The sequence below is a fragment of the Pseudomonas sp. FP818 genome, from assembly GCF_030687335.1.
GTDB lineage: Bacteria > Pseudomonadota > Gammaproteobacteria > Pseudomonadales > Pseudomonadaceae > Aquipseudomonas > Aquipseudomonas shahriarae.
In genome coordinates this window covers 1,016,406-1,041,731 of sequence record NZ_CP117427.1, presented here as the reverse complement: position 1 = coordinate 1,041,731, position 25,326 = coordinate 1,016,406, and the positions used below count along the sequence as shown (strand labels likewise).

Annotated in this window: 28 protein-coding genes and 1 pseudogene; 14 read left to right on the top strand and 15 right to left on the bottom strand. The window is 59.1% G+C overall.

The window, feature by feature from the left end:
• Window positions 1–50: 50 nt before the first annotated feature.
• The 8 genes from PSH80_RS04585 to PSH80_RS04550 all read right to left on the bottom strand — a co-directional run bounded on the left by PSH80_RS04585 (window position 51) and on the right by PSH80_RS04550 (window position 10,475).
• Complete coding sequence (locus PSH80_RS04585; protein ID WP_057958334.1) at window positions 51–2,591, bottom strand: LuxR C-terminal-related transcriptional regulator; 2,541 nt, start codon at window positions 2,589–2,591, stop codon at window positions 51–53.
• A 153-nt stretch (window positions 2,592–2,744) separates the two neighbouring features.
• Window positions 2,745–4,112, bottom strand: a complete 1,368-nt coding sequence (locus tag PSH80_RS04580) for a DUF1329 domain-containing protein (RefSeq protein WP_115127445.1) — start codon at window positions 4,110–4,112, stop codon at window positions 2,745–2,747.
• 30 nt (window positions 4,113–4,142) lie between these two features.
• On the bottom strand, window positions 4,143–5,933 hold the full coding sequence (locus PSH80_RS04575; RefSeq protein ID WP_057958332.1) for a DUF1302 domain-containing protein: 1,791 nt from the start codon (window positions 5,931–5,933) through the stop codon (window positions 4,143–4,145).
• Window positions 5,934–6,416: 483 nt separating this feature from the next.
• Window positions 6,417–7,328, bottom strand: coding sequence for an SDR family oxidoreductase (locus PSH80_RS04570; RefSeq protein WP_057958331.1), 912 nt, complete (start codon window positions 7,326–7,328; stop codon window positions 6,417–6,419).
• Between the two features lie 198 nt (window positions 7,329–7,526).
• Window positions 7,527–8,471, bottom strand: coding sequence for an alpha/beta fold hydrolase (locus tag PSH80_RS04565; protein WP_057958330.1), 945 nt, complete (start codon window positions 8,469–8,471; stop codon window positions 7,527–7,529).
• The gene (locus PSH80_RS04560) at window positions 8,471–9,253 is read right to left on the bottom strand and encodes a class II aldolase/adducin family protein (protein WP_057958329.1); all 783 of its coding nucleotides are present in this window, start codon (window positions 9,251–9,253) and stop codon (window positions 8,471–8,473) included. Before PSH80_RS04560 ends, PSH80_RS04565 begins: the two co-directional genes overlap by 1 nt.
• Before the next feature lie 153 nt (window positions 9,254–9,406).
• Window positions 9,407–10,093, bottom strand: a complete 687-nt coding sequence (locus PSH80_RS04555) for an LrgB family protein (protein WP_057958328.1) — start codon at window positions 10,091–10,093, stop codon at window positions 9,407–9,409.
• On the bottom strand, window positions 10,083–10,475 hold the full coding sequence (locus PSH80_RS04550) for a CidA/LrgA family protein (RefSeq protein ID WP_169990146.1): 393 nt from the start codon (window positions 10,473–10,475) through the stop codon (window positions 10,083–10,085). Before PSH80_RS04550 ends, PSH80_RS04555 begins: the two co-directional genes overlap by 11 nt.
• Before the next feature lie 92 nt (window positions 10,476–10,567).
• Here PSH80_RS04550 and PSH80_RS04545 point away from each other — a divergent pair, with 92 nt between their 5' ends.
• On the top strand, window positions 10,568–11,464 hold the full coding sequence (locus PSH80_RS04545) for a LysR family transcriptional regulator (RefSeq protein WP_169990145.1): 897 nt from the start codon (window positions 10,568–10,570) through the stop codon (window positions 11,462–11,464).
• Here PSH80_RS04545 and PSH80_RS04540 read toward each other — a convergent pair.
• Complete coding sequence (locus PSH80_RS04540; protein ID WP_057444540.1) at window positions 11,445–11,900, bottom strand: flavodoxin; 456 nt, start codon at window positions 11,898–11,900, stop codon at window positions 11,445–11,447. The two genes, PSH80_RS04545 and PSH80_RS04540, sit on opposite strands and share 20 nt — an antisense overlap.
• Before the next feature lie 103 nt (window positions 11,901–12,003).
• Here PSH80_RS04540 and PSH80_RS04535 point away from each other — a divergent pair, with 103 nt between their 5' ends.
• Window positions 12,004–12,471, top strand: a complete 468-nt coding sequence (locus PSH80_RS04535) for a PAS domain-containing protein (RefSeq protein WP_057437813.1) — start codon at window positions 12,004–12,006, stop codon at window positions 12,469–12,471.
• A 58-nt stretch (window positions 12,472–12,529) separates the two neighbouring features.
• The gene (locus PSH80_RS04530; protein WP_115127440.1) at window positions 12,530–13,135 is read left to right on the top strand and encodes a hypothetical protein; all 606 of its coding nucleotides are present in this window, start codon (window positions 12,530–12,532) and stop codon (window positions 13,133–13,135) included.
• 2 nt (window positions 13,136–13,137) lie between these two features.
• On the opposite strand, the gene PSH80_RS04525 is transcribed toward PSH80_RS04530, so the two are convergent.
• A complete protein-coding gene (locus PSH80_RS04525; protein ID WP_128593279.1) occupies window positions 13,138–14,097 on the bottom strand; it encodes a MerR family transcriptional regulator in 960 nt (319 codons plus the stop codon).
• Window positions 14,098–14,310: 213 nt separating this feature from the next.
• Between PSH80_RS04525 and PSH80_RS04520 the strand changes: the two genes are divergently transcribed.
• The 5 genes from PSH80_RS04520 to PSH80_RS04500 all read left to right on the top strand — a co-directional run bounded on the left by PSH80_RS04520 (window position 14,311) and on the right by PSH80_RS04500 (window position 16,718).
• The gene (locus tag PSH80_RS04520; protein WP_057958325.1) at window positions 14,311–14,871 is read left to right on the top strand and encodes a hypothetical protein; all 561 of its coding nucleotides are present in this window, start codon (window positions 14,311–14,313) and stop codon (window positions 14,869–14,871) included.
• Between the two features lie 61 nt (window positions 14,872–14,932).
• Window positions 14,933–15,640: a dihydromonapterin reductase gene (gene folM / locus PSH80_RS04515; RefSeq protein WP_057437799.1), complete on the top strand. Its 708-nt coding sequence runs from the start codon at window positions 14,933–14,935 to the stop codon at window positions 15,638–15,640.
• A 55-nt stretch (window positions 15,641–15,695) separates the two neighbouring features.
• A complete protein-coding gene (folX, locus tag PSH80_RS04510; RefSeq protein ID WP_057437798.1) occupies window positions 15,696–16,067 on the top strand; it encodes a dihydroneopterin triphosphate 2'-epimerase in 372 nt (123 codons plus the stop codon).
• A 23-nt stretch (window positions 16,068–16,090) separates the two neighbouring features.
• Window positions 16,091–16,387, top strand: coding sequence for a DUF1244 domain-containing protein (locus PSH80_RS04505; protein WP_057437796.1), 297 nt, complete (start codon window positions 16,091–16,093; stop codon window positions 16,385–16,387).
• On the top strand, window positions 16,380–16,718 hold the full coding sequence (locus PSH80_RS04500; protein WP_120731674.1) for a HopJ type III effector protein: 339 nt from the start codon (window positions 16,380–16,382) through the stop codon (window positions 16,716–16,718). The genes PSH80_RS04505 and PSH80_RS04500 overlap by 8 nt, the downstream gene beginning before the upstream one ends.
• Before the next feature lie 87 nt (window positions 16,719–16,805).
• Here the strand turns inward: PSH80_RS04500 and trxB are convergent, their stop codons facing one another.
• A complete protein-coding gene (gene trxB / locus PSH80_RS04495; protein WP_057958322.1) occupies window positions 16,806–17,768 on the bottom strand; it encodes a thioredoxin-disulfide reductase in 963 nt (320 codons plus the stop codon).
• Between the two features lie 294 nt (window positions 17,769–18,062).
• Between trxB and cysZ the strand changes: the two genes are divergently transcribed.
• From cysZ to PSH80_RS04485, 3 genes are all read left to right on the top strand, one after another.
• Complete coding sequence (cysZ, locus tag PSH80_RS04490; protein ID WP_305419352.1) at window positions 18,063–18,827, top strand: sulfate transporter CysZ; 765 nt, start codon at window positions 18,063–18,065, stop codon at window positions 18,825–18,827.
• A 66-nt stretch (window positions 18,828–18,893) separates the two neighbouring features.
• Complete coding sequence (locus PSH80_RS27270; protein WP_370693717.1) at window positions 18,894–19,571, top strand: DUF6538 domain-containing protein; 678 nt, start codon at window positions 18,894–18,896, stop codon at window positions 19,569–19,571.
• A gap of 143 nt (window positions 19,572–19,714) precedes the next feature.
• On the top strand, window positions 19,715–20,227 hold the full coding sequence (locus PSH80_RS04485; protein WP_305419350.1) for a recombinase family protein: 513 nt from the start codon (window positions 19,715–19,717) through the stop codon (window positions 20,225–20,227).
• A gap of 321 nt (window positions 20,228–20,548) precedes the next feature.
• Here the strand turns inward: PSH80_RS04485 and PSH80_RS04480 are convergent, their stop codons facing one another.
• Window positions 20,549–20,836, bottom strand: coding sequence for a DUF3892 domain-containing protein (locus tag PSH80_RS04480; RefSeq protein WP_078834174.1), 288 nt, complete (start codon window positions 20,834–20,836; stop codon window positions 20,549–20,551).
• Window positions 20,837–20,968: 132 nt separating this feature from the next.
• Between PSH80_RS04480 and PSH80_RS04475 the strand changes: the two genes are divergently transcribed.
• Window positions 20,969–21,334: a helix-turn-helix domain-containing protein gene (locus tag PSH80_RS04475; protein WP_305419347.1), complete on the top strand. Its 366-nt coding sequence runs from the start codon at window positions 20,969–20,971 to the stop codon at window positions 21,332–21,334.
• Window positions 21,331–22,209, top strand: a complete 879-nt coding sequence (locus tag PSH80_RS04470; protein WP_305419345.1) for an ImmA/IrrE family metallo-endopeptidase — start codon at window positions 21,331–21,333, stop codon at window positions 22,207–22,209. Before PSH80_RS04475 ends, PSH80_RS04470 begins: the two co-directional genes overlap by 4 nt.
• A 198-nt stretch (window positions 22,210–22,407) precedes the next feature.
• Here the strand turns inward: PSH80_RS04470 and PSH80_RS04465 are convergent, their stop codons facing one another.
• Genes PSH80_RS04465 through PSH80_RS04455 form a run of 3 tightly spaced genes read right to left on the bottom strand, consistent with a single transcriptional unit; the run spans window position 22,408 to window position 24,646 of the window.
• Window positions 22,408–23,058: an Eco29kI family restriction endonuclease gene (locus tag PSH80_RS04465; RefSeq protein ID WP_305419343.1), complete on the bottom strand. Its 651-nt coding sequence runs from the start codon at window positions 23,056–23,058 to the stop codon at window positions 22,408–22,410.
• A complete protein-coding gene (locus tag PSH80_RS04460) occupies window positions 23,055–24,266 on the bottom strand; it encodes a DNA cytosine methyltransferase (RefSeq protein WP_305419342.1) in 1,212 nt (403 codons plus the stop codon). Before PSH80_RS04460 ends, PSH80_RS04465 begins: the two co-directional genes overlap by 4 nt.
• Window positions 24,263–24,646: a very short patch repair endonuclease gene (locus PSH80_RS04455; RefSeq protein ID WP_305419340.1), complete on the bottom strand. Its 384-nt coding sequence runs from the start codon at window positions 24,644–24,646 to the stop codon at window positions 24,263–24,265. The genes PSH80_RS04460 and PSH80_RS04455 overlap by 4 nt, the downstream gene beginning before the upstream one ends.
• A 311-nt stretch (window positions 24,647–24,957) precedes the next feature.
• On the opposite strand from PSH80_RS04455, the pseudogene PSH80_RS27265 reads away from it, so the two are divergent.
• Window positions 24,958–25,050, top strand: a pseudogene (locus tag PSH80_RS27265) (resolvase); the annotation flags it as partial.
• Window positions 25,051–25,326 lie beyond the last annotated feature (276 nt).

Below are 25,326 nucleotides of genomic sequence, written 5' to 3'. Positions count from 1 at the left end.
CATCGCAGGCAAGCCAGCTCCCACCTGTTGATCGGCGTTGCTGGGAGTAATCAGGCCATCAGGCCCAGGCTCTTGGCCTTGGCCACCGCCTGGGTGCGCCGCTCCACCCCCAATTTGCTGTGAATCCGCCGTGCATGGGTTTTCACCGTGTGCAGCGAGATAAACAACAGGTCGGCAATTTCCAGATTGGAGTTGCCCAGCGCGATCAGTTGCAACACTTCCAGCTCCCGTTGGCTCAACGGGTTTTCCCCCGGCGCCGCCACTGCCTCCTGAGGTTCAAGCCCCAATTCACTGAGCAACCCCGGCTGGCGCAGGCGCAGTTCACGCACCGCCTGCTGCACCTGACAGCGCGCCGCCAGGGCCAGACCGGTTTGCAGCGCACGCACTGCCAGCGCTTTCTCCCCCAGTTGCCAGGCCACCTCGCCCAGCACCAACTGCAACTCCACTTCCAGGCACTGCATGCCAGACTCGCGGGCGCTGTCGAGCAAGGCGGTGAGCCGCTGGATGGGGTGCTCGGCACGGCGCAATTTGACCTGGGCCAGCACCAGCAGGTACTCCAGCCGGGGGATCAACTCCAGGGTCGCCGGCGGCGCCTGCTTGGCGTGGGGGCCGTGATAATGGCGCAGCACCCGGCTGACCGCTTCCAGGGTCAGTTCGGCCCGCCCCTGCTGCAGCCAGAAATGCCCGCTGAGCAACAGCAGCACCGCCCGGTACACCGTGTCGGGCACCTGTCGGCGCTGCATCAGGCGCTCGGCGTCGCGCAGTTGGATAAACGCCTGGGCATAGTCGCCGCGGTTGGCCGCCAGCATTGCCAACCCGAGGAAGCCATACAGCACGCGCTTGTCCTGGCTATGCAGGCACATGCCCAGGCCGGCTTCGAGGCATTCGGTGGCCAGGGCGTCATGCCCCTGGCGCAGTGCCAGATGCCCTCGGCGCAAGGCAATCCGGCCCATCAGCGGCCCGGTCTTGAGACGCTGCTGGATCAACATGGCCTGCACGCCTTCCAGCAGGCTCTGGGCCCGGTACGGTGCGCCCCGCTGCTCCAGCAGTTGCGCATGATCCAGCTCCAGTAGCGCCTCCAGCAGCAGCGAACCATGGGCCCGCGCCAGGCACAGCGCCTCGCGGTTGAGGGCCTGGGCCACGTCCAGTTCGCCGCGCAACAGCGCTTGCTGGGTCAGCCCGGACAGGCACATCAGGCGCGACGTCCAGGCGCTGTCCGGCAGATCATTCAACGCATCGAGAAAGTGCGCGCGGGCCCGCACCGCTTCGCCCCCCAGATGCAACAACCACCCCCACTGCGCCTGCCAGCGCGCCAGCAGATGCCGTTGCAAGGCGGCCGTGGGTTGCGGGGTGAAACGTGCCAGTTGATCAACACATTGCGCGGCCTGCTCGAAACGCCCGGCAAACAGCAAGGCGGCGGTGACCAGCCCCACCCGTTGCGCCGAGCCGAGCATCAACTCGTCACCGTGCTGCTCATGCAGGCGCAACAACAACACGGCGTTTTGCTGACGGAACAGGTCTTCGAAACTGAAGTGCTCCAGCAGGCTCACCGCCGCTTCGTACTCCTCGGCCAACAGCGCCTGCTCGAACGCCGCCTGCCAATCCTGGGCCGCGCTGAACCATTGGCAGGCGCGCCGGTGCCAGGAGCGCCGGGCCGGCCAGGGTTCGTCGCGCAGCAACTGGGCCAGGGGGGTGAAGACCTGCAGCCAGTCCGGCGAGTCTTCCCAGGGCTCGATAAACGCCCCCAGGGCCTGAAGTTCGCGCAGGTAGTCGGCGCCATCGCCAAAGCCAAACAGGTGTTCGCATAGCCCCTGGTTAAAACGTGGCAAGTGCGCCAGTACGCGCCAGGCCTCCTCCAGCTCTTCAGGCAGGGTGCTGAACAGCTCGTGCTGCAGATAGTCGAGCAGGGTCTGGGAACGCCCATGCCAGGCGCCGCTGTCGGGATGGCTGTCGCCTTCCAGCAGGGCAATACGCACGCCAGCGCACCAACCGGCGCTGAATTGCAGGACCTTGTCGGCAGTCTGCCCGGCGCCGGCGTGATGCTCGAGCAGTTGCTGGACCTCGCGCTGATCGAACGCCAACTCGGTGCCGCCGCACTCCCACAATTCATCATCGAGCAGCAGCCGCGGCCAATTGCAGGCCGGTCGGCGCCGCGCCCCCAGCCACCAGACCAAGGCCGGGCTGCTGGCCGTCAGCACCCGGTCGAGCAAGGCATCCAGGGCCGGTGCCGACACCCGGCAATAGTCATCGAGAAACAGCCAGGCCGGCGCTTGCCAGCGGCTCAGGTCCAGCAGCAAGCTGGCTTCATCGACAAACGCCAGGCCCAGGCTCTGGGCCAGGCGCTGGCAGAAATCCAGCGGGGCCAAAGCCGCGCCATTGAGCGGCAACCAATACACCTGGCAGCTCGCCGGGGCCTGCAGGGCACATTCGGCCAACAACGCACTCTTGCCGCTGCCGGCCGGCGCGCACAGCAACCGGACCCGCGCCTCGGTACCCCGCAACGGCTCGGCCAGGCGTGGGCGCAGCAAATGGTGGGAAGACAGACGTGGCATGAATCCAGGACGATCCAGGCGACGAGTCATGGCGGTCATTACAGCGTCCCTTTTTTATTGTTATGCGGCGTGCGGACTACCGTAGTCCTGTCAATGGGCGTTGTTGAAGAAGTATTCAGCGGGCTGATTGCCGAGCATAAAAAAGCCGGGCTTCATGTGAGCCCGGCACAGGATTGGGTTTACAACCTCAGGTCAGCGTACGCCCGAGGCGCGCAAGGCCGCCGGGGTGTAGTCCGCTGCCTTGGCGTTGAAGCCGAACACAAAGCTGCTCTTCTCCTCGTTCTTCATGCCCAGGGCGATGTAGCGCCCGGCGATGATGTCGTACAGGGTCTCGACCGTGTAGGCCGGGGTCTGGTGGTTGTAGTAGAACTGCGCATGGCCTTCGGCAACACGCCACAGTTGGCCACGGCCGTCATAGTGATCCACCAGCGCCACTTGCCAGCTGTCTTCGTCGATGTACATGTGGCGCTTGGCATAGATGTGCCGTTCGTTGGGCTTGACCGTGCCGACCACTTCCCAGACCCGGTGCAGTTCATAGCGGGTCAGGTCCTGGTTGATGTGGCCGGCCTTGATGATGTCGTCGTACTTGAGGGATGGCGAGTCGAGCTTGTAGGCGTTGTAGGGAATGTACATTTCCTTCTTGCCCACCAGCTTCCAGTCGTAGCGGTCTGGCGCGCCGGAGAACATGTCGAAGTTATCCGAGGTGCGCAGGCCGTCGGACGCGGTGCCCGGCCCGTCATAGGCCACTTGCGGTGCACGGCGCACGCGGCGCTGGCCGGCGTTGTAGATCCACGCCAGACGCGGCTCCTTCACCTGGTCGAGGGTTTCGTGCACCAGCAGCACGTTACCCGCCAGGCGGGCGGGCGCGGTGACCGACTGTTTGAAGAAGGTCAGCACGTTGGCGCCCTTGGCCGGGTCCATGTCCGGGATCAGTTGCGGCACCGCCACTTCTTCTTCGAAGCGGATCGGCGTGTAGCTGCCGTTGGTCTGCGGTGTGGCCTGGGTGATGATGCGTCGCAGGTTGCCGCCGTGGTAACGGGTGATGTGGTTCCACAACACCTCGACGCCATTCTTCGGAATCGGGAAGGCGTAGTAGCGGTTGCCGGTGAAGTTTTCCAGGCCGTTGCCGTCGTTGATCGACTTGACGTTGAGCGCGCTGCGCTTGATCGACTCGTAGATATCGTCGGGCAGGTTGACCGTGCGGTGAGTGGTGTAGACCGGGATTTTGTAGGTCTCGGGATAACGCTTGAACATCGCCACCTGGCCGTCCGAGAGTTTGTCCTTGTACTTGTCGACCGTGGCCGCAGTGATCACGAACAGCGGTTTTTCATTGGCAAACGGGTCGGCCAAAAAGCCCTTGCTGTCCACCGCACCGGCGTTTTTCGGGATACCGCCGGTCCAGGCCGGGATCGAGCCATCGGCGTTACCGGCCTTCTCCGCACCCACCGGGGTCAAGGTGGTCCCCAGCTTGGCGGCTTCTTGCGGTGACACCGCGGCCATCACGTTGGCGGCCAACAGGCTGAGGGCCAGCACACCGCACTGCAAAATCGTCTTACGCATGGTTGTTGTCCTTGTTCTTTTTTAGCCGAATCAGAAGTTCACGCCGAAGCTGAGGGCGAGGAAGTCACGGTCGGTCAGGGTGTTGTAGTCACCGCCAAAAAAGTCGGTGTAGCTCAGGCTCGCGGTGTAGGTGTTGCGGTAGTCCGCATCGACCCCGACGCTGAGCGCCTTGGCCCCTTCGTTGAACAGGCCGTTGGGGCCATAGCCCTTGACGTCATGGGACCAGGACAGGTTGGGCTTGAGGTTGATCCCGGCGATCACGTTGTTGTAGTCGAGGATCGCCCGGGCGCGATAACCCCAGGAGGTCGCGGTGACGAAGCCGTCGGTGTCACCGCCAAAGCCGTATTGGCCATAGACCGAATCGCGGCCGTAGCGCAGCTTGGTTTTGTTCTCCAGCCCGCCGACCCGCACGATGGCCGCCTCGCCCACCACGGTCAGGCGCTCGGCGCCCAGCACCTGGTCGAAAAACTGGGTCATGGTGGTCTGGAACTGGGTAATTTCCTTGCGCCGGTAGCCGATGTTGTCGGCGCCAAATGAGCTGCTGATTGGCGACGCGGCGTTACCGGCGATGGGGTTGACCAGGGCCAGGGTCAGGTCAGTGGTGTTGAGTTGCACGGGGGCGTTGGGGCGGTAACTGATTTCCCCGGTCCAGGCCGTGCCGGTGGGCAGGGTCGTGGAAAAGCTGGCGCCGTACAGGCGGATATCTTCGGGGTAATCCAGGTAGTACTGGCCGCGCCCGAGCATCACGCTCTGCGCCAGGCCGGCGCCACTGCCGGGGGCAATGCCGTTGGCGGTATTGGTGATATTGCCGATGGTCGCCAGGTTGGTGTTGGCCGTGAGGGTGCCCACCGTCGGCGTGCGGCTGTGGTAGTTCATGAAGTACAGGCCGTACTCGGTGTCATCGCCCAACCAGCGCAAGGCCATGCCGAACTGCCCGGAATCCCGGGCGTCACGGTCGGCGGCGCGGCGTACGATCACCCCTTCATTGGTTACGCCAAAGCCCTGGCCGAACGCGGCAGCGACCGGTTGCAGCGGGCGGATCGCCGGGCTGCCAACGGTGTAGTTGTCGGTGCAGCCATCGGCCGCCACGTCGCCACCAAAGTAGGTGCCGCAGTTATCCAGCACGGTCTGGTCCCATTCCAGCTGGTAGAAGCCTTCCACGGTCAGTTGGTTGGTCAGGCCCTGGGAGGCGAACAGCATGTTGACTGGAATCAGGCCCTCCTTGATCTCGGCGCCCGGCCGGCGGAAGGCCGAGACGTCAATGGGGTTGATGCTGTTGATGGAGTTGCCGATGAAGGTACTTTCGCCCCAACTGACCACCTGTTTACCGGCGCGCACGGTGCCCGGCAGGTTGCCCAGGGAATAGTTGTGATAGACGAAGGCATCGAGGATCTGCGCACCGCTGGATTTGGAGCCTTCCTTGCGGTTGTGGTCGCTGATCGGCTTGAACTCGCGGTCTTCGTCCTTGAGTTCGAAGTCGTACCAGTATTTGCCCCGCACAAACACACCGGTATCGCCGTACTTGAGTTCCAGGTCGTGCAGGCCCTTGAAGATTTTCGAGAAGGTTTCGCCCTTCTTGAAGTTCAAGCGCCCGTCATCCCCGGTGGAAGCCTGGCCACTGCCGCCGTTGACCGTCCCCACCAGCTTGCGGTCGGCATCGCGCATGCCCCAACTGGCCCCGACCGACAGCGATGAATCGAATTGCCCCTCGATCTCGCCGATATTGAATGAAACAGCCTGCGCCTGAACGCAGCAGCCCAAAGCAACCGCAGCGGCCAGCGCCTGTGGCCTGAAGATGGCGCGCATTGTTGTTTTTGTCATGCGTCTTCCCCGGTGGTGTGACAGAAGGCCCCACCCTACTGCCCGCCAGCAGGAGCGATAAGCGCACCAAGGAGGTATTCGTTGTGTCGCTCGAAAGGATTAGCGCAGGCTCTAGCGTGGGTATCGGCGGGGCTATGGACGCAGTGGATGGAACGCCATCAAGAGAATGGATACCCCCGCCCGGCAGGGGCGCCACTGTTGTTGTTTTGGTAACAGTCCTTGTCCTGAATCAGTGTTTTTCATTCTGTTACAACGGACTATTCTTGCCGGGCGTTCAAGGCAAACCGCCTGCTTCACGAAAGCCAGTTTTGGATGGATTGAAGCTTATTTTCAGTCTGTTAACGGTGTTCACTGACGTTGATTTGTAGCTCCTTGATCCAACGTCTTACTTCGGCCGCTGCTTTTGCAGCGGCCTTTTTTATGCCTGAAAAAAAGCGGGGCGCTCTCAGCGCCCCGCAGGATTAAATGTTTTTCAGGTAACGATCACAGGCTGTACTTCTGCAGGTTGTCCATCATCTCTTTCAAGGCTTCGATATTGTCCTTGGGATGGGCCGCCCCTTCAAAGTCGCAGATCTGCTGCCAGTGCGCCGCCACATCCTCTGGCGAGAAGCCAGCCTCAGGATCAAAGCCTACGCCCAGGCTGCGTTCCCAGCGGGTCTTGCCGATCCAGCCGCCGCCCACTTCAAACAGCCCCGAGGTTTCCTGGCAGGCCTCGCTGCCCAGGTACACCACCAGCGGGCTGACCAGCTCGGGCTTGAGTCGCTCGAACACCTGCGGCGGAATCAACCCTTCAGTCATGCGCGTGCCGCCAGTGGGCGCGATGGCGTTGACCAGGATGTTGTGCTTGCGCCCTTCCAACGCCAGGGTGCGGGTCAGGCCATACAGGCCCAGCTTGGCCATGCCGTAGTTGGACTGGCCGAAGTTGCCGTAGATGCCTGAAGTGGACGCGGTGAAAATCACCCGGCCGTAGCCTTGCTCGCGCATATGCGGCCAGGCGGCGCGGGTCACTTTGTAGGCGCCTTCGACGTGCACGCGGTACACCAGGTCCCAGTCGCTGTCCTCCATCTTGTGGAAGGTCTTGTCCCGCAGGATCCCGGCGTTGTTCACCACCACGTCGATGCGGCCAAACACGTCGAGGGCGTGTTGCACGATCTTTTCGCCGTCGGTCACCGAATCGTGATTGGCCTCGGCAATGCCGCCGGCCTCACGAATCTCGGCCACTACGCGGTCGGCCGCCGAGGCGTTGGCGCCTTCGCCCTGAGTCGAGCCGCCAAGGTCGTTGACCAGTACCTTGGCCCCGTGCCTGGCGAACAGCAGCGCATGGGCACGGCCCAAACCACCCCCGGCCCCGGTGACGATCACGACTTTATCTTGGAACTGCACAGACTCACTCATAGGGAACTCCAGCGAAGACAGTGGACGATGGCTTGAGTGTCAGGCACCGGGCTTGTGGTCACAATAAATACGGGCGGGGGTGAATGGTGCGCAATAAGGCACGGGGATGATTGAACTGATGCAGGAGATAGCTTGTGTGGGAGCTGGCTTATGTGGGAGCTGGCTTGCCTGCGATTGCATCACCTCGGTACAACTGATTTACCGAGGTGTACCCATCGCAGGCAAGCCAGCTCCTACACAAGCCAGTTCCCATAGCGGGTCTTTGCTGTTGCCGATGCCGTCGCGAAATACCAGGTAATGCTTGAGCACCTGCACCGGCGCCTCGATCTGCGGGTAGTGGCCGATATTGGCCAGCAACACCGTGTCGGCGTCCGGTATCAACTCGCGGTAACGCGCGACCATGTGCGCGCCGGAGACCGGATCGACTTCGCCATCGATCACCCGCAACGGCACTTCGCCGCGCTGCATGGCCGCCACCCAGCGCTCACGCTGGCGACGGCGCTGGGGAATGTAGGCGATGAGTTTGTGCAGGATCCGCGGGCCGTCGTTGTTTTCGATCAGGCTCCAGAAATCATCCAGGGCACTTTCGCTGGGACGGGTGTCGGGGCCGAAGATCTGCTTGAAGCTGTCGGCCAGGGCGTTGCGCCCGAATGCGCGACCGATCATCCACCCCAGGGGGCTGAGCAAGAGTTTTTGCACCAGCGCCGCGCGGTGGGTCTCGGGGAACAGCCCGCCATTGAGAAATACACAACTGGCCAGTTGAAAGCGACCTTCGTAGTGCCGGGCGAGCAGTTCCTGGGCCACGCTGTCGCCGTAGTCATGGGCCATGACATGCACCGGCTGTTGAATCCGCAGATGGGCCAGCAGCGCCTGTTGCAGGTCGGCCTGTTCCAGCAGGCAATAAGTGTGGTCCAGGGGCTTGGCCGAGTCGCCGAAGCCGAGCATGTCGCAGGCGATCACCTGATAACGCTGGGCCAGGGGCTGCCAGAGGTAATGCCAGTCCCAACTGGCGCTGGGGAAACCGTGGATCAGCAGCAAGGGCTCGCCCTGCCCGGCCACCCAATAACGCAGGGTCTGCCCGCGAAAGACAAAACTCTGCCCGCGCTTGCGCCAGGCGCTCAGGGGGATCTCGGCCAGTGGCATCAGAGTCGGTATCCTGGGTCTTGTTGGTCCAGCTTGCGCAACAATGCCGGCCAGGCCAGCGCGCCGCCCATGCCTTGGGCGCTCTTGGTCACGCCCGCAATCATCGCCTTGGCCCCCGCCAGAATCTGCGGCTCGATGGCAATCAATTCCGCACCGCCGTTTTGCGCCAGCACCTGGATATCGCAGGCGCGCTGGAAGGTGAACATCATCAAGAACGTATCGGCGATGGTCGCACCGCAGGTCAACAGGCCATGGTTGTGCAGCATCAGGAAATTGTTCGGCCCCAGGTCGGCCTGCAGGCGGGCCTTTTCCTCGTGGTTCAGCGCTACGCCTTCGTAGGCGTGATAGGCCAGGCTCGACAGCACGAACAGCGATTGCTGGCTGATGGGCAGCACGCCCTGCTTCTGCGCCGACACGGCCACGCCGGCCGCCGTGTGGGTGTGCAGCACGCAGACCACGTCGTGGCGTACTTCGTGTACCGCGCTGTGGATGGTGTAGCCGGCCGGGTTGATCTCGTAGGGGCTGTCCATCAACTTGTTGCCGGCCTGGTCGACCTTGACCAGGCTGGAGGCGGTGATTTCGTGGAACATCAGCCCGAACGGGTTGATCAGGAAGTCTTCGGTGCCCGGCACCTTGGCCGAGATATGGGTGAAAATCAGATCATCCCAGCCATGCAGGGCCACCAGGCGATAGCAGGCGGCCAGGTCGATACGGGCCTGCCATTCGGCGGCGCTGACCTGGTCTTTCACACTCTGTGTCGATTGAACGGGGGCTAGGCTCACGGCAATGACCTCGACGCGGTGGTGTTCTTATTATTTTTTTAGGGTGATGGGCCAGTCTAGTCAGACCTCGGGGCAGCCGTAGTTGCGTTGGCAGCCAGCTTGATGACCGAGCGAGTCAACTACGAGGATAGTTCAGATTCGTACAACAAGGTGTCAGAGAAGCGACGCCAATAAAGGCGCGGCAAACAGGTTGAGCAAACCGGTCAGGACCATCACCAGTCCGGCCACCGAGCCCTCCTCGCCCCCCACTTCATGGGCACGGCTGACGCCCGCACCGTGGGCGCCCACGCCAAACAACGCGCCCCGCGCCAGGGCACTGCGCAGCGGCAACCACTTGAGCAGTACCCCGCCGAGCATGGCGCCGAACACACCGGTGAACATCACAAATACTGCCGTCAGCTCCGGTACACCGCCCAAGTCATGGGCCAGGGGCATGGCAAAGGGCGTGGTGATCGAGCGTGGCACCAACGACATCGTGACCGAACTGTCCAGGGCCAGGGCCTTGGCCAGGCCAAATGAGGTGCCAATGGATGCCGCGCTACCCGCCAGCATCCCCAGCAGCAACGCCGACCAGTGCCGCATCAATAACTGGCGCTGCTGCCAGATCGGAATGGCGAACGCCACCGTGACCGGCCCCAGTACCAGCATCAGCCAATGGGTGTCGGTGGAGTACTCGGCATAGGCGGTGTTCAGTGGCACGGCCACCGCCAGCAGCAGCGCGGGCACCAGAATCAGTGGCGACAGCAGGTAGCGCCCGGTACGCCGATAGATCCAGCGGCTGAAACCATAGGCCACCAGGGTCAGGGCCAGCCAGAACAGCGGCATCAGTTCAAGCTTCATGGCGCAACTTCCAGCGGCAGACCAGTTCGACGGTAAACGCCGTGACCAGCATCACCATCAGGGTACTGAGGGCGATCACCAGCATGATCCGCCAGCCGTCATGGCGCATCAGGCCGCCGTAATCGAGCAGGCTCATCAGCGCCGGGATAAAGAACAGCAGCATCTCTGCCATCAGCAGGCCAGCGCCCAACTGCAGGGCCGCCGGCTTGATCAGGCCGCTGGCGAACACCAGCAACAGCAAGCCCAGGCCAATCACCCCGCCAGGGATCGGCCAGGCCAGCCACACGGCCACTTGGCAGCCCAGCAAGTAAATCGCCAGCAACACCAGCAACTCAACCAGCAGCCGGCCCAGATGTTTGAGGGTTAAGCGTTTAGTAGACATAGGTTCCTCGCAGGCCTTCATTTTAAAGAGCCGCGTGGCATACCCGAAGCGAATTGTTAGACTGCAAGCCATTCCAAACAGGAATTACCGCAATGGAATTCAAACAACTGCGCAGCTTTATCGAAGTGGTCCACCGTGGCGGGTTTACCCAGGCCGGGAAAACCTTGCATATCAGCCAGTCCGCCGTGAGCAAGCAAGTGGCGCAACTGGAGCAAAGCCTGGGCACGCCGCTGCTCGACCGCATTGGCTCCCAGGTGCGCCTGACCGCCGCCGGGCAGGTGGTGCTGCAACGGGCCGAAGCCATGTTGCGCCTGCAAACCGAGCTGCTGAGCGAGCTGGACGACTTGAATCAACTCACCCGTGGCGAGTTGCGCATGGGCCTGCCGCAGTTGGGGGGCGACACCCTGTTTGCCGGGCTGTTTGCCGAATATCGCCGGCGCTACCCCAATGTCAGCATCCAATTGCTCGAAGGCGGCAGCCGCAATATTGAGCAGGCGATCCTCGCGGGTGAGCTGGACGTCGGCGGCAGCCTGCTGCCCACCGATCCGGCTTTCGCCTGGCAAACCTTCTGTGATGAACCGCTGGATGCGCTGCTGCCCGTGGACCACCCACTGGCGCAGCACACAGAGATTGGCCTGGAGGAGTTGGCCGACACGCCATTTTTGATGTACCAGCGCAGCTTTGTGCTCAATGACCGGCTACTCCAGGCCTGCCAGCAACTGGGCTTCACACCCCGGGAAAGTGGGCGCAGTGGCCAGGCGGACTTTCTGGTGGCACTGGTGGCCGCCGGCCAGGGCGTGGTGCTGCTGCCCAGCGTGGTCGCACGTGGGCTGGAACGGCCCGGCGTGGTGCGCCTGACACTCAGGGCACCGCAATTCCTACGATGGGATATCGCCTTTATCTGGCGCAAGGGCGCCTATCTGTCGAAAGCCGCCCTGGCCTGGCTGGCGCTGCTGCGCGAATACCCGATCAGCCGCGCAGTGCGCTGACCAACTCTGCCAGCCATGGCTCCGCGTCAGCTTCCGGGGTGACGCTTTCGCTGGCATCCAGGCGCAGCATTGGCAGGACTTCGCGCACGCCCAATTCGCCGAACAGCTCACGCATCTGCTCGCCGCCGCCACAGAAGGTGTCGCCGTAGCTGGCGTCGCCCAGGCCGATCACCGCGCCAGGCAAACCGCGCCAGGCGGCGGGCAGTTGGTCGCGGATCATCGAATACAGCGGCATCAGGTTGTCCGGCAGTTCGCCCATGCCGGTGGTGGAGGTGACGGCCAGAAAGGCGTCCGGGGCGAAGGCCTGCACATCGGCCAGGGTCGCCCGCGGGTTATGCCAGGCCTCGAAACCGGCTGCATTGAGGATACCCATGGCGTGGCGGGCAACTTCTTCTGCCGTGCCATAGACCGAGCCGGAAAGGATGGCGACTTTCATCAATCTGATCCTGTAGTTGAGTGAAAACCTGGGATATTAACAGTTGGCAGCCGGGTGGGTTGCCCTACACTAAGAAATCCACAAACACGCTATGGATCGCTCAATGATCAACGCCAAGCTCATGCAAATGGTGGTCAATGCCTCCAACGACGGGATTGTCGTGGCGGAACGGGAAGGCAAGGACAAACCGCTGATTTACGTGAACCCCGCCTTCGAACGCATGACCGGCTACAACCTAGACGACGTCCTTTATCAGGATTGCCGCTTCCTGCAATCGGGTGACCGCGACCAGCCGGCCCTGATGGCCATTCGCGAAGCCCTGGACAGTGGCGGCGCATGCCGGGAAATCCTGCGCAACTACCGCAAGGACGGCACGCATTTCTGGAATGAACTGTCATTATCGACGGTTTATAACCAGGCCGATCAACAGACTTACTTCGTCGGCGTGCAGAAAGATGTCACGGTTCAGGTCAAGGCCCAGCAGCGTGTGACCCAGCTGGAAGCCCAGGTAGCAGCACTTACGGCCGAGTTGGCAACGCTCCGGGCGACGAGCGGATCTAACAAACTTTAGAAAATATGGTCTTTAGGGTGATAATCAGTTTAATCACGCATTTCCTTGAGCCACATCAATGCAACGCGACGCGCTTTTGACCCAGGACGAGCTGGATTTCATCCAGAACATGCACCACAACCCGCAGCTGAATGTGCGGGATGTGTCGTCGAGCCTGACGGTCAACGGTGGCGCGCAGATCCGCGACCTGCTTACGCGCCTCGCGGCCCATGAGCAGGTGACGATCCAGGCGCAGTTCGATAACCAGCAAATGACCTTTCCACTGCAACTGGTGGAAGACGAGTTCCATGCCGTGCACTTGCGTCTTGGGGTGCCGAGTATTTTCGAGGATGGGCCGATGATCCGGCCCTGGCGCCTGGTGCTTGAAGAGCCGGTCGCCCTGGAAAACGTCAGGGGTCAGCCCGGAGCGTTGTGGGTGCATGAAGTGTCGTTCAAGGGCCTGCTGGTGCAGTGTCGCGGCCGCAGCAAACCACCGCGCACGTTCTCGATGTGGTTCAGCCCCTCCGGCTACGAACGGATTGCCGTGCGTGGCACGTTAGAGCGCGAAACGGCTCGCGGTCTGTTTGCCTACCGCTTGAGCCAGGGCGATGCGGATGAAACCGAGCGCCTGCGCCAGTTCATCCTGCAACAGCATCGCCTGGCCCACCCCGAAGTGCATGCCTGATCTCAGGTATCCAGGGTTCCACTGAGAAACTGCTGCAAGCGTCGCTGCATCAACCGCCCCTCATTGCCCAGGCAACCGATGGCAGTACCGGCCAGTTGCTTGTCGGCCATGTCCGAGGCATCACCGGCCAATAGCAGCGGGCACTCCAGGGTCAGGGCCAAGCGCTCCAGCCGATTGGGCAAATCGTGGGTCGGTGAGTGGTTGGAGAACAGCACCAGCGCCTGCGGCCGGGTCTTCTCGCAGATCAGCGTCAACTCATCCAGGGGATGGCCCAAGCTCAACACGTGAACGGCCAGTTCATCACCACTGAGCATCAGCCCCGCCACCAGCAACTCCAGTTCTCGGCACTCACCGGCAATGGCCGCCAGCAATACCTGTGGCGTACGGCCGGCACGGGCCATCTGCAGGCGCTGGGAAATCCGCGCCCGCAGGAAACTGTCGAAAAACAGCCATTCGCTGGCCTGGCCGAAACGCCCCTGGTGACGCAACAACTGTTGCCAAAGGGGCATCAGGATGTCCTGGAACACCACCGCAACGGGGTACGCCGCAAAAATCTGCCCGTACAGACGTTCCAGTTGCAGCTCATCAAAAGCGCCGATGGCAAGTTGCAACTGCTGCTGCCACTGAGTCGACTCGTGTTCTGCGTCGCCTTCCTGCAACTGGCACACGAAAGAGGCCTGCGCATCGTCGCGAGCGAGGATCTTGCCGACTTTGCTGACCGCCACGCCACGCTCGATCCAATCCAGAATGCGATGGACGGTCTCAATATCCTTCTGCGTGTACAGGCGATGCCCGCTTTCGGTGCGTACCGGTTGGATCAAACCATAACGCCGCTCCCACGCTCGGAGCGTGACCGGGTTGATACCCGTCAATCTCGCAACTTCGCGAATCGGGAACAACTCATCTGCCGCACAGTGGGCGCTTGGTGCAATACCTTGGGATGGTGCTGTGATTACAGGCATCGGCGGACCAAAACTATGCAAATTTGGATCCTATTTAACGCTTTTATACCTGTCTTTTTCAAGGGAATTGCCCAGCCGTCCAATGTCGCTGGCGTATTTCGTCAAATCAGGAATAATCCTTGCCTGTTTTTTCTGCGTCGCCGCTCTACCCCGCGGTTTCGCCAGGGACGCCACCTACCCGGTACAGCGCTCCCACACATTCGGAGATACACAATGTCTACCCTCCCCGTCACCTTGATGGTCGCGCGCCGCGCTGCCCAAGGTCGCTATCAAGACATGATGAGCTGGCTGCGTGAAGGCGAGCAACTGGCCACTGACTTTCCCGGTTACCTGGGCTCCGGCGTGCTTGCCCCGCCTGCCGACGGTGGCGAATTCCAGATCATCTTCCGCTTCGCCGACGAGCAGACCCTGCACGCCTGGGAATTCTCGGCCTCGCGCAGCGCCTGGCTGAGCCGTGGCAGCGAGTTGTTTGCCGACCCTATGGAGCATCGGGTCAGCGGCATGGAGGGCTGGTTTGGTGCCGTAGGCCAACGCCCGCCGCGCTGGAAACAGGCCGTGGCGATCTGGCTGGCGTTTTTCCCGGTGTCGCTGCTGTTCAACTTTGGCCTTGAGCCCTTGCTGGCCGAACTGGGCCTGTTCAGCCGCGTGCTGGTCAGCACCCTGGCCCTGACGCCGTTGATGGTCTATCTGTTCATTCCGCTGTCGACCCATTTGCTGGCAGGCTGGCTCAATCCTGCGCCGCCACGGGTAAAACCTGCCGAAGCAACCGTTTGAGCCGATCCGCAACAGGCCGGTCGCTGGTATAGTTTTAGCTTGCCCGCGACTCGAGCTTCCCATGACTTCTCCCGCTCCGATCCTGATCACCGGCGCCGGCCAACGTGTCGGCTTGCACTGCGCCCTGCGCCTGCTGGACGACAACCAGCCGGTGATCTTCAGCTATCGCAGTGAGCGTCCCGGCGTGCAGGCCCTGCGCGAACGTGGGGCGATTGGCGTGTTTGCCGACTTCTCCTCTGAGGCCGGCATCCTGGCATTTATCAGCGAACTCAAGAGCCATACCGATAGCCTGCGGGCGATTATCCACAATGCCTCGACCTGGGCCGCAGAAACACCTGGCGACGAAGCCCACGCCTTTATTGATATGTTCAGCGTGCACATGCTTGCGCCGTACCTGATCAACCTGCATTGTGCTGACTTGTTGCGCTGCTCGACGCTGGCCGACATTGTGCACATCAGCGACGACGTGACCCGCAAGGGCAGCCGCCAGCATATCGCCTACTGCGCCACCAAGGCCGGGCTCGACAGCCTGACCCTGTCCTTCGCCGCCCAATACGCGCCCCGGATCAAGGTCAATGGCATCTCGCCGGCCATGGTGATGTTCAACGACGGCGACGACGCGGCCTATCGCGCCAAGGTCCTGGCCAAGTCTGCATTGGGTATCGAACCCGGGCCTGAGGTGATTTACCAGAGCGTGCGTTACCTGCTGGACAACCCTTATGTCACTGGCACCACCCTGACCGTCAATGGCGGGCGGCATGTCAAGTAAACCCGAACACCAGCCGCCTGGGGTTCCTGCAACTGATTGGACGGAGCAAGTAGCAATGCCACAACTTCAACCAGGTATGGCGCGCATCCGGGTCAAGGACCTGTGTCTGCGCACCTTTATTGGCATCAACGAGGAGGAGATCCTCAACAAGCAGGATGTGTTGATCAACCTGACCATCCTGTATGCCGCACAAGACGCGGTGCGCGATAACGACATTGACCACGCCTTGAACTACCGCACCATCACCAAGGCCATCATCGCCCACGTCGAAGGCAACCGCTTTGCCCTGCTCGAACGCCTGACCCAGGAACTGCTGGACCTGGTGATGAGCAATGAGTCGGTGCTGTATGCCGAAGTCGAAGTCGACAAGCCCCATGCGCTGCGTTTTGCCGAGTCGGTGTCGATCACCCTGGCGGCCAGCCGTTAACCCCCTGAATCTGCGTGAACCCCATGACTGATCAACAACGCCTGGAACTCGAAGCCGCCGCCTTCCGCCGGCTGGTCGCACACCTGGACAGCCGCAAGGACGTGCAGAACATCGACCTGATGAACCTCGCCGGGTTCTGCCGCAACTGCCTGTCCAAGTGGTACAAGGCCGAAGCCGACGAACGCCAGATCGAGGTCAGCCTCGATGACGCCCGCGAAGTGGTCTACGGCATGCCGTACGCCGAGTGGAAAGCCCAATACCAGCAAGAAGCCAGCGCCGAACAACAAGCGGCGTTTGCCAAAGGAAAACCCCATGACTGACCTGAACACCCTGCGCGCCAGCCTCAACAGCGGCGTACACGTCTTTGCCGACACCCTGGCGTTTATCGCTGCTGGCTACGACTACCAGCCCCAGGCCTTCACCAACGGTGGTGTAGAAAACGCCGCCGGGCAAAACGAGGGCTCGTGCAAGACCCTGGGCCTGGCGCTGCTGGAAGGCTTGAGCGACCAAGAGGCCCTGCTGGCGTTTGGTGAGCACTATCGTTCGGTGCTGGCGACGCCTGAGGGCACAGATCACGGCAATATCCGCGCGTTGATCGAGCATGGGTTGGCGGGTGTGAAGTTCGGCGCCCAGCCCTTGAGCCGGCGCTGATCGGGTTAACACGTCTGTACTCTGGCGTTGCTTGAATCGCGCCCATAAAAAAACCGGCCTCGCAGCCGGTTTTTTCATTGCAACGGTTTAGAAAGCAGCGTCTTTCAAGCCGTCGAGGTAACGCTCGGCATCCAGGGCCGCCATGCAGCCGGCGCCGGCCGAGGTGATGGCCTGGCGGTAGACGTGGTCAGCCACGTCGCCAGCGGCAAAGATGCCTTCGATGTTGGTCGCGGTAGCATTGCCTTCACGGCCGCCCTGCACCACCAGGTAACCGTCTTTGGCGGTCAGCTTGCCTTCGAACAGCGAGGTGTTCGGAGTGTGGCCGATGGCGATGAACACGCCGTCGACTTTCAGCTCGTCGAAGCTGCCGTCGTTGTTTTTCAGGCGCGCACCGGTCACACCCATGTTGTCGCCCAGGACTTCATCCAGGGTGGCGTTGAGCTTGAGGATGATCTTGCCTTCGGCAACCCGCGCGTGCAGCTTGTCGATCAGGATCTTCTCGGCGCGGAAGGTTTCGCGGCGGTGAACCAGGGTCACGGTGCTGGCGATGTTGGCCAGGTACAGTGCTTCTTCGACAGCGGTGTTACCACCACCGACCACAGCCACCGGCTTGTTGCGGTAGAAGAACCCGTCGCAGGTCGCGCAGGCGGAAACGCCTTTGCCCATGAACGCTTCTTCCGATGGCAGCCCCAGGTAACGGGCGCTGGCGCCGGTGGCGATGATCAGCGCGTCACAGGTGTAGACGCCACTGTCGCCGGTCAGGCTGTAGGGCTTTTTCGAGAAGTCCACGGCATTGATATGGTCGAAGACGATTTCGGTCTCGAAACGCTCGGCGTGCTCTTTCATGCGCTCCATCAACACCGGGCCGGTCAGGCCGTGGACGTCGCCCGGCCAGTTGTCGACTTCAGTGGTGGTGGTCAACTGACCACCCGCCTGCATGCCGGTGATCAGCAACGGCTTGAGGTTGGCCCTGGCCGCGTAGACCGCAGCGCTGTAACCGGCAGGGCCGGAACCGAGAATAATCACTCGCGAATGACGGGTATCAGACATGACTCACTCCTATCGACCGCCCGGACTACAGAGCGGCTGGAATAAAAAAGGACCGCGAAGCACTTGGGGAAGGCTTTTTAACTCGCAGGCCCTAAAAATAATGGGTGCAGCGTATAGAGGGGGGCAAGATTAAGGAAATACGGATTAACAATCCAGCTCATAGGCGGTCTCTATGCTGTGGCACCTATTAATCAACATGTTTGTTACCGTTAATGTCGGCTTGCTGACCGTGCTTTCACCCTACCGGCAAAGCCGGTAAGGTCGGCGCGTTTACCCTTTTGCCCGGAGTTTTCCATGCCCGCCCCCGTTCTGTCAGGCCCACAATACCTGCGTGAAGGCCTGAAACTGGTCTTGAGCCCAGGCCTGCGCCTGTTCGTCCTGCTGCCCCTGGCGATCAACCTGATACTGTTCGTCGGGTTGATTTATTTTGCTGGCCATCAGTTCAGCCTGTGGGTCGACACCTTGATGCCGACGCTGCCCAACTGGCTGAGCTTCCTCAGCTACATCCTGTGGCCGCTGTTTGTGCTGCTGGTGGCCTTTATGGTGTTTTTCAGCTTCACCATGCTCGCCAATATCATCGCCGCGCCCTTCAATGGCTTCCTCGCGGAAAAAGTCGAAGTGGTGGTGCGCGGTACCGATGATTTCCCCGCCTTCAGCTGGGCCGAGCTGTTCGCCATGGTCCCGCGCACCCTGGCCCGGGAAATGCGCAAGCTGGGCTACTTCCTGCCCCGGGCCATCGGCCTGTTTATCCTGTCCTTCATCCCCGTGGTCAACCTGATTGCCGCACCGCTGTGGCTGCTGTTCGGGGTGTGGATGATGGCGATCCAATACATCGACTACCCGGCCGACAACCACAAGCTGGGCTGGAACGAAATGCTCGCCTGGCTGCGCCAGAAGCGCTGGCAGAGCATGAGCTTCGGCGGGATTGTTTACCTGGTGTTGCTGGTGCCGGTGGTCAACCTGCTGATGATGCCGGCGGCGGTGGCCGGGGCCACGTTGTTCTGGGTGCGTGAGCAAGGGGCCGAGGCAATGGCGATGTCGAAAGTGGCCAAGTCATAAATCCATCGGGCGACCGCTCGCCTGAACAGCCCTTTCCCAGCCCATTGATACACAAGGCTGGTACATATGGCATTAATAGCACAACCATTCCGGCACCCCGACTCTAGTATCTATTACCTAAGGCGCAGGGTGCCGGATGACCTACGACCGGTGATTGGCGGAACTGAAATTCGCCGCTCGCTGAACACGCGGAATCACCACGAAGCGAAGGCAGCATTTGCGATTGCATACGCTGGGTCAGAGCGCTTTTTCCATCAGGTAAGGAACGACAATTCTGTCCCAGTCGGAATTCCGCTCTGTAACGCCTTCTACATAACGAACTGCGCCCATACGAGACCTGCATACGAAACCGCCAGCTCAACCAAACCCAGCACCACCAGACTCTCAGAAGCATTTCTTCGGTATACGGAATCAATAGGGCTAGCGAACAACCCTGCTCACGTGATCCGACGCCACACTGTTGACTATAAAAGGGCGGTTGATAGATTCATCACCCTAATGGCAGACCACCACGTAGCTGAAATCGGTCCACAGCACATCCAAAACTTCGCGGAAAAGCTAACTAAATCCTGTGTAAAACACAGCAACACGTCGCTGGCCAGATCGTCGATTCGACTCATTATTTCCCGACTTTCATCTGTGTTTTCTTATGCAGTTGATACAGGACTGATGGAGCACAATCCCGTAAGCACATCGCGCATCAACAAACATCCGATTTACGATCCCAAGAAAAATGGCATATAAAAGAATCATAAAAATAGCTATTTATAATTAATGATCCCGCTCTACAGTGATACCACGTTTAATGACCCCTTAGGTGCGTGTCAATGTCCCGTGTCTTTCTATATGCCCGAGCCTCGACAGCTAACCAGTTCACAGAGAACTAGTTGCAGGAAGTGAAAGCGGCTGGGTTTGATGTACAGTCTGGCAGGGTTGTTGAAGAAACCGTATCGGGTAGCGTCGCCGCGAAAGAACGTGCGGGTTTTCAAAAGCTGCTTGAACGGATGGAGTCGTCGGATGTTTTGATTGTGACCAAACTAGATCGCTTGGGCCGTAATGCAATGGACGTTCGGTCCACAGTTGAACACCTAGCAGGCATTGGTATTCGAGTTCACTGCCTCGCGTTGGGAGGTGTGGACCTCACATCACCAGCCGGAAAAATGACAATGCAGGTGCTAGGAGCTGTTGCCGAATTCGAACGCGATCTTCTAATTGAACGCACGCAGGCTGGTTTGAGGCGCGCCAAAGCAGAAGGCAAGAAATTGGGACGTCCAGCAGCAAACGATACAACAGAAGCCGTACAACGGCTCAAGGCAAAGGACATGACGCAGGCAAGCGTTGCAGCCGAATTGGGCATTGGCATTGCAACCGTTAAACGTCACTGGAACAAGTGGGCTTGAAGCGTACCCAACGCCTTGGCTCGTTTCTTCTCAGCCAAATCAACTACGTGCTGTTGGAAACTGACGACAAAAAAATGGGCGACAAAGCCGCCCGAAGGAAGAGGTACATAACTTAACGTTTGCTGTTGGGGGTTACTTTTACCGGAACCCAGGCGTGACCCGGCTTCGTTGTTGGGGGAAGCTGGCGATTATCCGGCACGGTTGTGTAGTTCGGGAGCTTGCCCCCACGAGGGCCAACCTCTTGATAAATCCCACCGTTGCTTCCAGTGTTTTCACCTGGCTTTTTGTTCATAGTCATAATAATCCCTCGTTTACACATCATCACTTCAGTGGGCATTGGTTCAGAGACAGCAAGTTGTTGTTCCAACGACCATCAGCATAAGTGCGTACATATGGTGCCTTCCCTGCCTCCCTGACAACGCCAATGTCGGCACGCTGGCCATTGGCAGGGTCCCTCACGTAAAACGTATTGGTTTTGGCCTCGATGCTTTGAATTACCTGCTCCCGAGTCCACTTCCAGTTTCCGGCAGGGTTGCCCAAATGCGTGATGTGTTCATGCGGGCTTTGGGTGTTTGGTTTGGTAATACAGGTCACTTGTACGTCAGCCATATCATTTACCTTCCTTTCTTGCGTGGTTGAGGTTCGTCATCTACTATGTGACGAATTCGTCATGATTCCAGCCAAAATAAAAGGCCGGAAAGGCCATGACGAAACAGTCAACTCAAACTATACGGTTTCGTCATGTCGCAGTCAACCCCACCGCATCCATCTCCTTCCGAGGTTTTTCCGAACCGTTTGCGCACCGCGCGGGAGTATCGAGGGCTCAATCAAGCAGAGCTGGCCAAAGGTGCCGGTATGCAACCGTCCGCAATTTCCCACTTTGAAACAGGTACTAGAAAGCCGTCTTTCGACAATCTTCGCATCCTTGCTGACAGTCTAGATGTCACCACCGATTACCTATTGGGGCGCGTTGAAGAGTTCAAAGACCTTGCTGGTGCTGATCGATTGCACCGCCACTATGAGTCACTTGATGGGTCCGACCGAAAAATGGCCGATGACCTCATAACGATGCTGGCCAAACGTGCGCAGGAGAAAGATAAGCAATGACCACGACCGATCCCTATGCCTTTGCTTCGACTGCTGCTGAACAAATCATCAAAGGGATGGGGATCGCCAGTTTACCCATCGATCCCAAAGCAATTGCTCGCGATCGGGAAATTGAAGTTGTTGCAAAACCCATGGAGAACGAAGGTGTCTCGGGGATGCTGGTTCGTTTTGGTAACAACTTCGCAATTGCCTACGCCACTCACCTTCAAAACGAAGGTTTCGAAAACTTTAGTGTCAGCCATGAGTTGGGACATTATTTTCTGCCCGGTCACGCGGATGCTGTCATTTCGGGTGATTCCGGTGCGCATCTATCGCGCGCTGGATTTTCATCCACAAATAAATATGAAATTGAAGCGGATCGTTTTGCAGCAAGCTTTTTGATGCCCCGACATTTGTTTTACCCCGCAATTCAACAGGCTGGATGCGGTTTGGGAGCGATCGAAAACCTGGCGGTGTTGTGCAAGACGTCGCTGCATGCGACTGCTATTCGTTACACGCAATGCACCCGCGAACCAGTTGCCATCATCATTAGTCGTGGCGGGACCATCGACCATTGCTTCATGTCACCGTCGCTGAAGAACATTGAGGGAATTGATTGGTTGAAAAAACGGGGAGGAGTTCCACGCAACACGACAACGCACACGTTCAACCAAGTCGAAGACAACGTGTTACATGGTGTGCGGATGCAAGCAATATCCAACTTCCAAGAATGGTTCGGCGGACGGCGTAGCATCGAGATCAGCGAAGACGTAGTTGGCCTTGGTCGTTACGGTAAAACACTAACCATTCTTTACGACATCGACATTCCCGAGCCAGAGGACGAAGAAGACGAGGAAGCTTTGATTGAATCTTGGACGCCACGTTTCAAACGTTAACCATGTCGAGTCAGGTGGGATGCCTGCCAGAACGACGACACGGTAGGACTTTCACCCCGCCCCGTCCGAATCAGCAACGACACTAACCACGCACACGCCGAAATTATCGGGGCCTTACGCGACAACCCTAAATAAAAAAGGACCAGCTTTTCAACTGATCCATTCGTGAAGATTGATAAACCCACCCTTCGCTAGCAGCTATTCGCCTTCTGCCTTTATGAACTGCGTCGAAAGGCTCGGGGCTCGCTCACGAAGATAGGTCTCAGCATCGTCTGAAATGTCCTTCGCTTTTTCTGGCCGCTCAGCAAGATTCATTGCCCACGATCGTCCTGGATGCAATACGTCCCAGCGCGGACGCATCCCAGCATGGCGCCCCTTTCCAGGGTTATGGTTGCCGAAGCCATCAATTAGCGAATTCCACACTGGGGTAAATCTCGCAATAATTAGCGATTCACCCAACGGAATCCAAATGTCATCCACTACCAAAAAGCGGCAGTGGAAATCATCGATGTTCAGGTTCTCAGCCGCACGAATGCTGTCAGCATGTTCCTTCAACCGCTTTTGAAGAACCTTCCCCGGTGATGAACCGAAATCGCCGCCCATTCGGGCACCGGCAGGAACAGCTTTGCCTACATAGATCGGCAACATGAACTGTCCACTTTGATTCAATGACGCTAAACGCGCATATGCAGGAAAGTCACCAGTGTAGTAAATCGCGTACACCCCTGCCCCATCAAACGCAGGTAATGCACTGAGCGGATGAACCTCTTTGGAAAGCAACGCTTCAGCAACGCTGGCACCCAGATTTTTCTTGTCCAACGGATTGAATGGGATGACTTTGCCCGTCATGCGACGTTTACCACCTTCTTGACGGTTTTCTGAATGCGGATGATTTCAGCAATTGCCAATTTCTCCGCAACACTCGAAGCCACGTGCTGCGCCAGTAGCACTGGTACCGCATTGCCAAGCTGTCGCATCGTTTCGGACCAGCTTCCATGGAACCGGAAACCATCTGGGAAGGTTTGAATGCGAGCACTTTCACGGACAGTGAAATAACGCACGTCACCATTTTCCTTGACCAGCATGTTTTCGCCGCCCGGTACGCCATGATCACCAGCCTTCAGAGTTTTGGCTGGTAAATCCAACGGGCTACCCGTGTGACCAGGGTATGAGCGAGCACCGCCCTGAAACGTATGGTTAGGCACTTTCAGTGCTGCCTTGGTTTCAGGATCAGGAAGGTCGGCAATGGCATCACGAACCGTTCTCCATGGCGCTTTATCCATGGGAAGCAGATCGTTCTTCAGCTTCCGGACACGTGACAAAAGCTTGGCGGGAACTCCTGGCATCTTGAGACCATGCCTAGCCCAGTATTCACCGGTAACCCACTGTGAATGCAGTAAGGCATCGTAGCTATGAGTCTCTTCCGGAAAGGACCACTCGACTCCGAGGTCATCCCGAAACCCAACGATGAAGACCCGCTCCCGCTTCTGTGGCACGCCATAATCAGCAGCGTTCACAAGGGTTGGTACCACGTTGTAAGTATGACCTTTACCCTTGCGCTTACCAGAGGTTCGCTCGGCTTGCAGGCGCATCAAATGATCATGCCAACCCTCGTCCTTTCGACGTGGTAATTCCGGGAACTCTAGTTGGAGCAAGATGTATTGGTAGTAATTTGCGAAAGCAGCTCGTGTCAAACCCTTTACGTTTTCTACGATGAACGCTTTTGGCTTTAGTGTGCGGATGATTTCAACAGTCGCGGGGAACATGTCACGACTGTCATCGTAGGCACCATGTTTACCGCCAATGGAGAACGGTTGGCACGGAGGACCACCGGCAAGCAGCTCAATGCCTTCCGGGACAGTGCTCCAGTCAAAACCACGCACATCACCTTCGTGTAGTTTCCAGTGCTGTACCAGGGGGTAGCCGCGCTTTTGGTTTTCGCGGACGGTATCGCAAGCCCACTTATCCCACTCGACGACAGCAAGGTGAGAAAACCCCGCTATTTCACAGCCCATAGCAAGGCCGCCCGCACCTGCGAAGAGCTCAACGGATTTCATTGCGTGTTCCCCCGACCAAGAAAGCCATTTAGCCTTTTCTCTAATAGATTCAAATCTTTAAGCTCGCATTCCCAAATCACAAAAACTTCCCATCCCTGTGACTCTAGCTGATGCTGCGTGCGTGTATCGTGTTCTCTGTTGCCTTCCAATTTTGGAATCCAGAAGTCCAACCGCGACTTAGGTAACCTTGCTAGCGGACAGCCGTCATGTCGATGCCAAAAGCATCCGTGAACGAAAATGACTTTTTTCTTACGCTTGAAGATGATGTCCGGGCTGCCTGGAAGGCTACGGTCGTGAAGCCTATAGCGATAACCTAACGAAAAAAGTAGCCGACGCACCACCATTTCCGGCTTGGAGCCCTTTGACTTCACCTTTGCCATACGAAGGCTTCGTTCAGAGCGGGTTAGCGTATCCACGAATCTTACCAGTCACACGGAATTCATTCATTACCAAAAGCTCCAAACGGCGAGCCTGATGGTTTATCTAAGCCCTATGACCACACCTCTTCAAGGCGCCCACATCCAATGGCCAATTCAGCAATCCGCTATCAGCAGGCCCGCAACTCATCGCTAGTCACATCGAGCTCAAAACGCCAGCAACGGGCAAAGTCGTTCCAACACCCAGGCCAAGCATGTCTATCAACGCCGTCAGCCATGGGTATGACTACCTCGCTACTGGATAAATCCTGACGAGCCGCTTGTCGCTGGATGATTGGGACAACCTGAAGGCACAGATCAAGGCCAAGGGCCTACGACTGATCATTGCTGACAACCTTGTCCCACATCGCAGGACGTACGGTCGATTTCAGCCGGTCGAAACGAATGGGCAGCCCCCCCGACACTGCATCTGCATTCGGTGTGCAGAAAGCAACTCGCTTCATGCTGATAAACCAGCTTGGACGGGCTACGCTAAGGGGGTGGACACCGGGGGCTGACTACGTGCTCTCCGAAAAGTCTAAAGGGGCTAAATGGGTCCACTTTATCGGTATGGTCAGATTAAAAAATCCGTCGCACATATTTTTTGCGTCACGGGGTTTTCGGTCTGAGAAATTTATTGCAAA

Coding starts and splice junctions, on each gene's coding strand:
- PSH80_RS04585 (WP_057958334.1), bottom strand. CDS start 2,591: ATGACCGCCATGACTCGTCGCCTGGATCGTCCTGGATTCATGCCACGT.
- PSH80_RS04580 (WP_115127445.1), bottom strand. CDS start 4,112: ATGCGTAAGACGATTTTGCAGTGCGGTGTGCTGGCCCTCAGCCTGTTG.
- PSH80_RS04575 (WP_057958332.1), bottom strand. CDS start 5,933: ATGACAAAAACAACAATGCGCGCCATCTTCAGGCCACAGGCGCTGGCC.
- PSH80_RS04570 (WP_057958331.1), bottom strand. CDS start 7,328: ATGAGTGAGTCTGTGCAGTTCCAAGATAAAGTCGTGATCGTCACCGGG.
- PSH80_RS04565 (WP_057958330.1), bottom strand. CDS start 8,471: ATGCCACTGGCCGAGATCCCCCTGAGCGCCTGGCGCAAGCGCGGGCAG.
- PSH80_RS04555 (WP_057958328.1), bottom strand. CDS start 10,093: ATGAAGCTTGAACTGATGCCGCTGTTCTGGCTGGCCCTGACCCTGGTG.
- PSH80_RS04550 (WP_169990146.1), bottom strand. CDS start 10,475: ATGTCTACTAAACGCTTAACCCTCAAACATCTGGGCCGGCTGCTGGTT.
- PSH80_RS04545 (WP_169990145.1), top strand. CDS start 10,568: ATGGAATTCAAACAACTGCGCAGCTTTATCGAAGTGGTCCACCGTGGC.
- PSH80_RS04540 (WP_057444540.1), bottom strand. CDS start 11,900: ATGAAAGTCGCCATCCTTTCCGGCTCGGTCTATGGCACGGCAGAAGAA.
- PSH80_RS04535 (WP_057437813.1), top strand. CDS start 12,004: ATGATCAACGCCAAGCTCATGCAAATGGTGGTCAATGCCTCCAACGAC.
- PSH80_RS04530 (WP_115127440.1), top strand. CDS start 12,530: ATGCAACGCGACGCGCTTTTGACCCAGGACGAGCTGGATTTCATCCAG.
- PSH80_RS04525 (WP_128593279.1), bottom strand. CDS start 14,097: ATGCCTGTAATCACAGCACCATCCCAAGGTATTGCACCAAGCGCCCAC.
- PSH80_RS04520 (WP_057958325.1), top strand. CDS start 14,311: ATGTCTACCCTCCCCGTCACCTTGATGGTCGCGCGCCGCGCTGCCCAA.
- folM (WP_057437799.1), top strand. CDS start 14,933: ATGACTTCTCCCGCTCCGATCCTGATCACCGGCGCCGGCCAACGTGTC.
- folX (WP_057437798.1), top strand. CDS start 15,696: ATGCCACAACTTCAACCAGGTATGGCGCGCATCCGGGTCAAGGACCTG.
- PSH80_RS04505 (WP_057437796.1), top strand. CDS start 16,091: ATGACTGATCAACAACGCCTGGAACTCGAAGCCGCCGCCTTCCGCCGG.
- PSH80_RS04500 (WP_120731674.1), top strand. CDS start 16,380: ATGACTGACCTGAACACCCTGCGCGCCAGCCTCAACAGCGGCGTACAC.
- trxB (WP_057958322.1), bottom strand. CDS start 17,768: ATGTCTGATACCCGTCATTCGCGAGTGATTATTCTCGGTTCCGGCCCT.
- cysZ (WP_305419352.1), top strand. CDS start 18,063: ATGCCCGCCCCCGTTCTGTCAGGCCCACAATACCTGCGTGAAGGCCTG.
- PSH80_RS27270 (WP_370693717.1), top strand. CDS start 18,894: ATGGCATTAATAGCACAACCATTCCGGCACCCCGACTCTAGTATCTAT.
- PSH80_RS04480 (WP_078834174.1), bottom strand. CDS start 20,836: ATGGCTGACGTACAAGTGACCTGTATTACCAAACCAAACACCCAAAGC.
- PSH80_RS04475 (WP_305419347.1), top strand. CDS start 20,969: ATGTCGCAGTCAACCCCACCGCATCCATCTCCTTCCGAGGTTTTTCCG.
- PSH80_RS04470 (WP_305419345.1), top strand. CDS start 21,331: ATGACCACGACCGATCCCTATGCCTTTGCTTCGACTGCTGCTGAACAA.
- PSH80_RS04465 (WP_305419343.1), bottom strand. CDS start 23,058: ATGACGGGCAAAGTCATCCCATTCAATCCGTTGGACAAGAAAAATCTG.
- PSH80_RS04460 (WP_305419342.1), bottom strand. CDS start 24,266: ATGAAATCCGTTGAGCTCTTCGCAGGTGCGGGCGGCCTTGCTATGGGC.
- PSH80_RS04455 (WP_305419340.1), bottom strand. CDS start 24,646: ATGGCAAAGGTGAAGTCAAAGGGCTCCAAGCCGGAAATGGTGGTGCGT.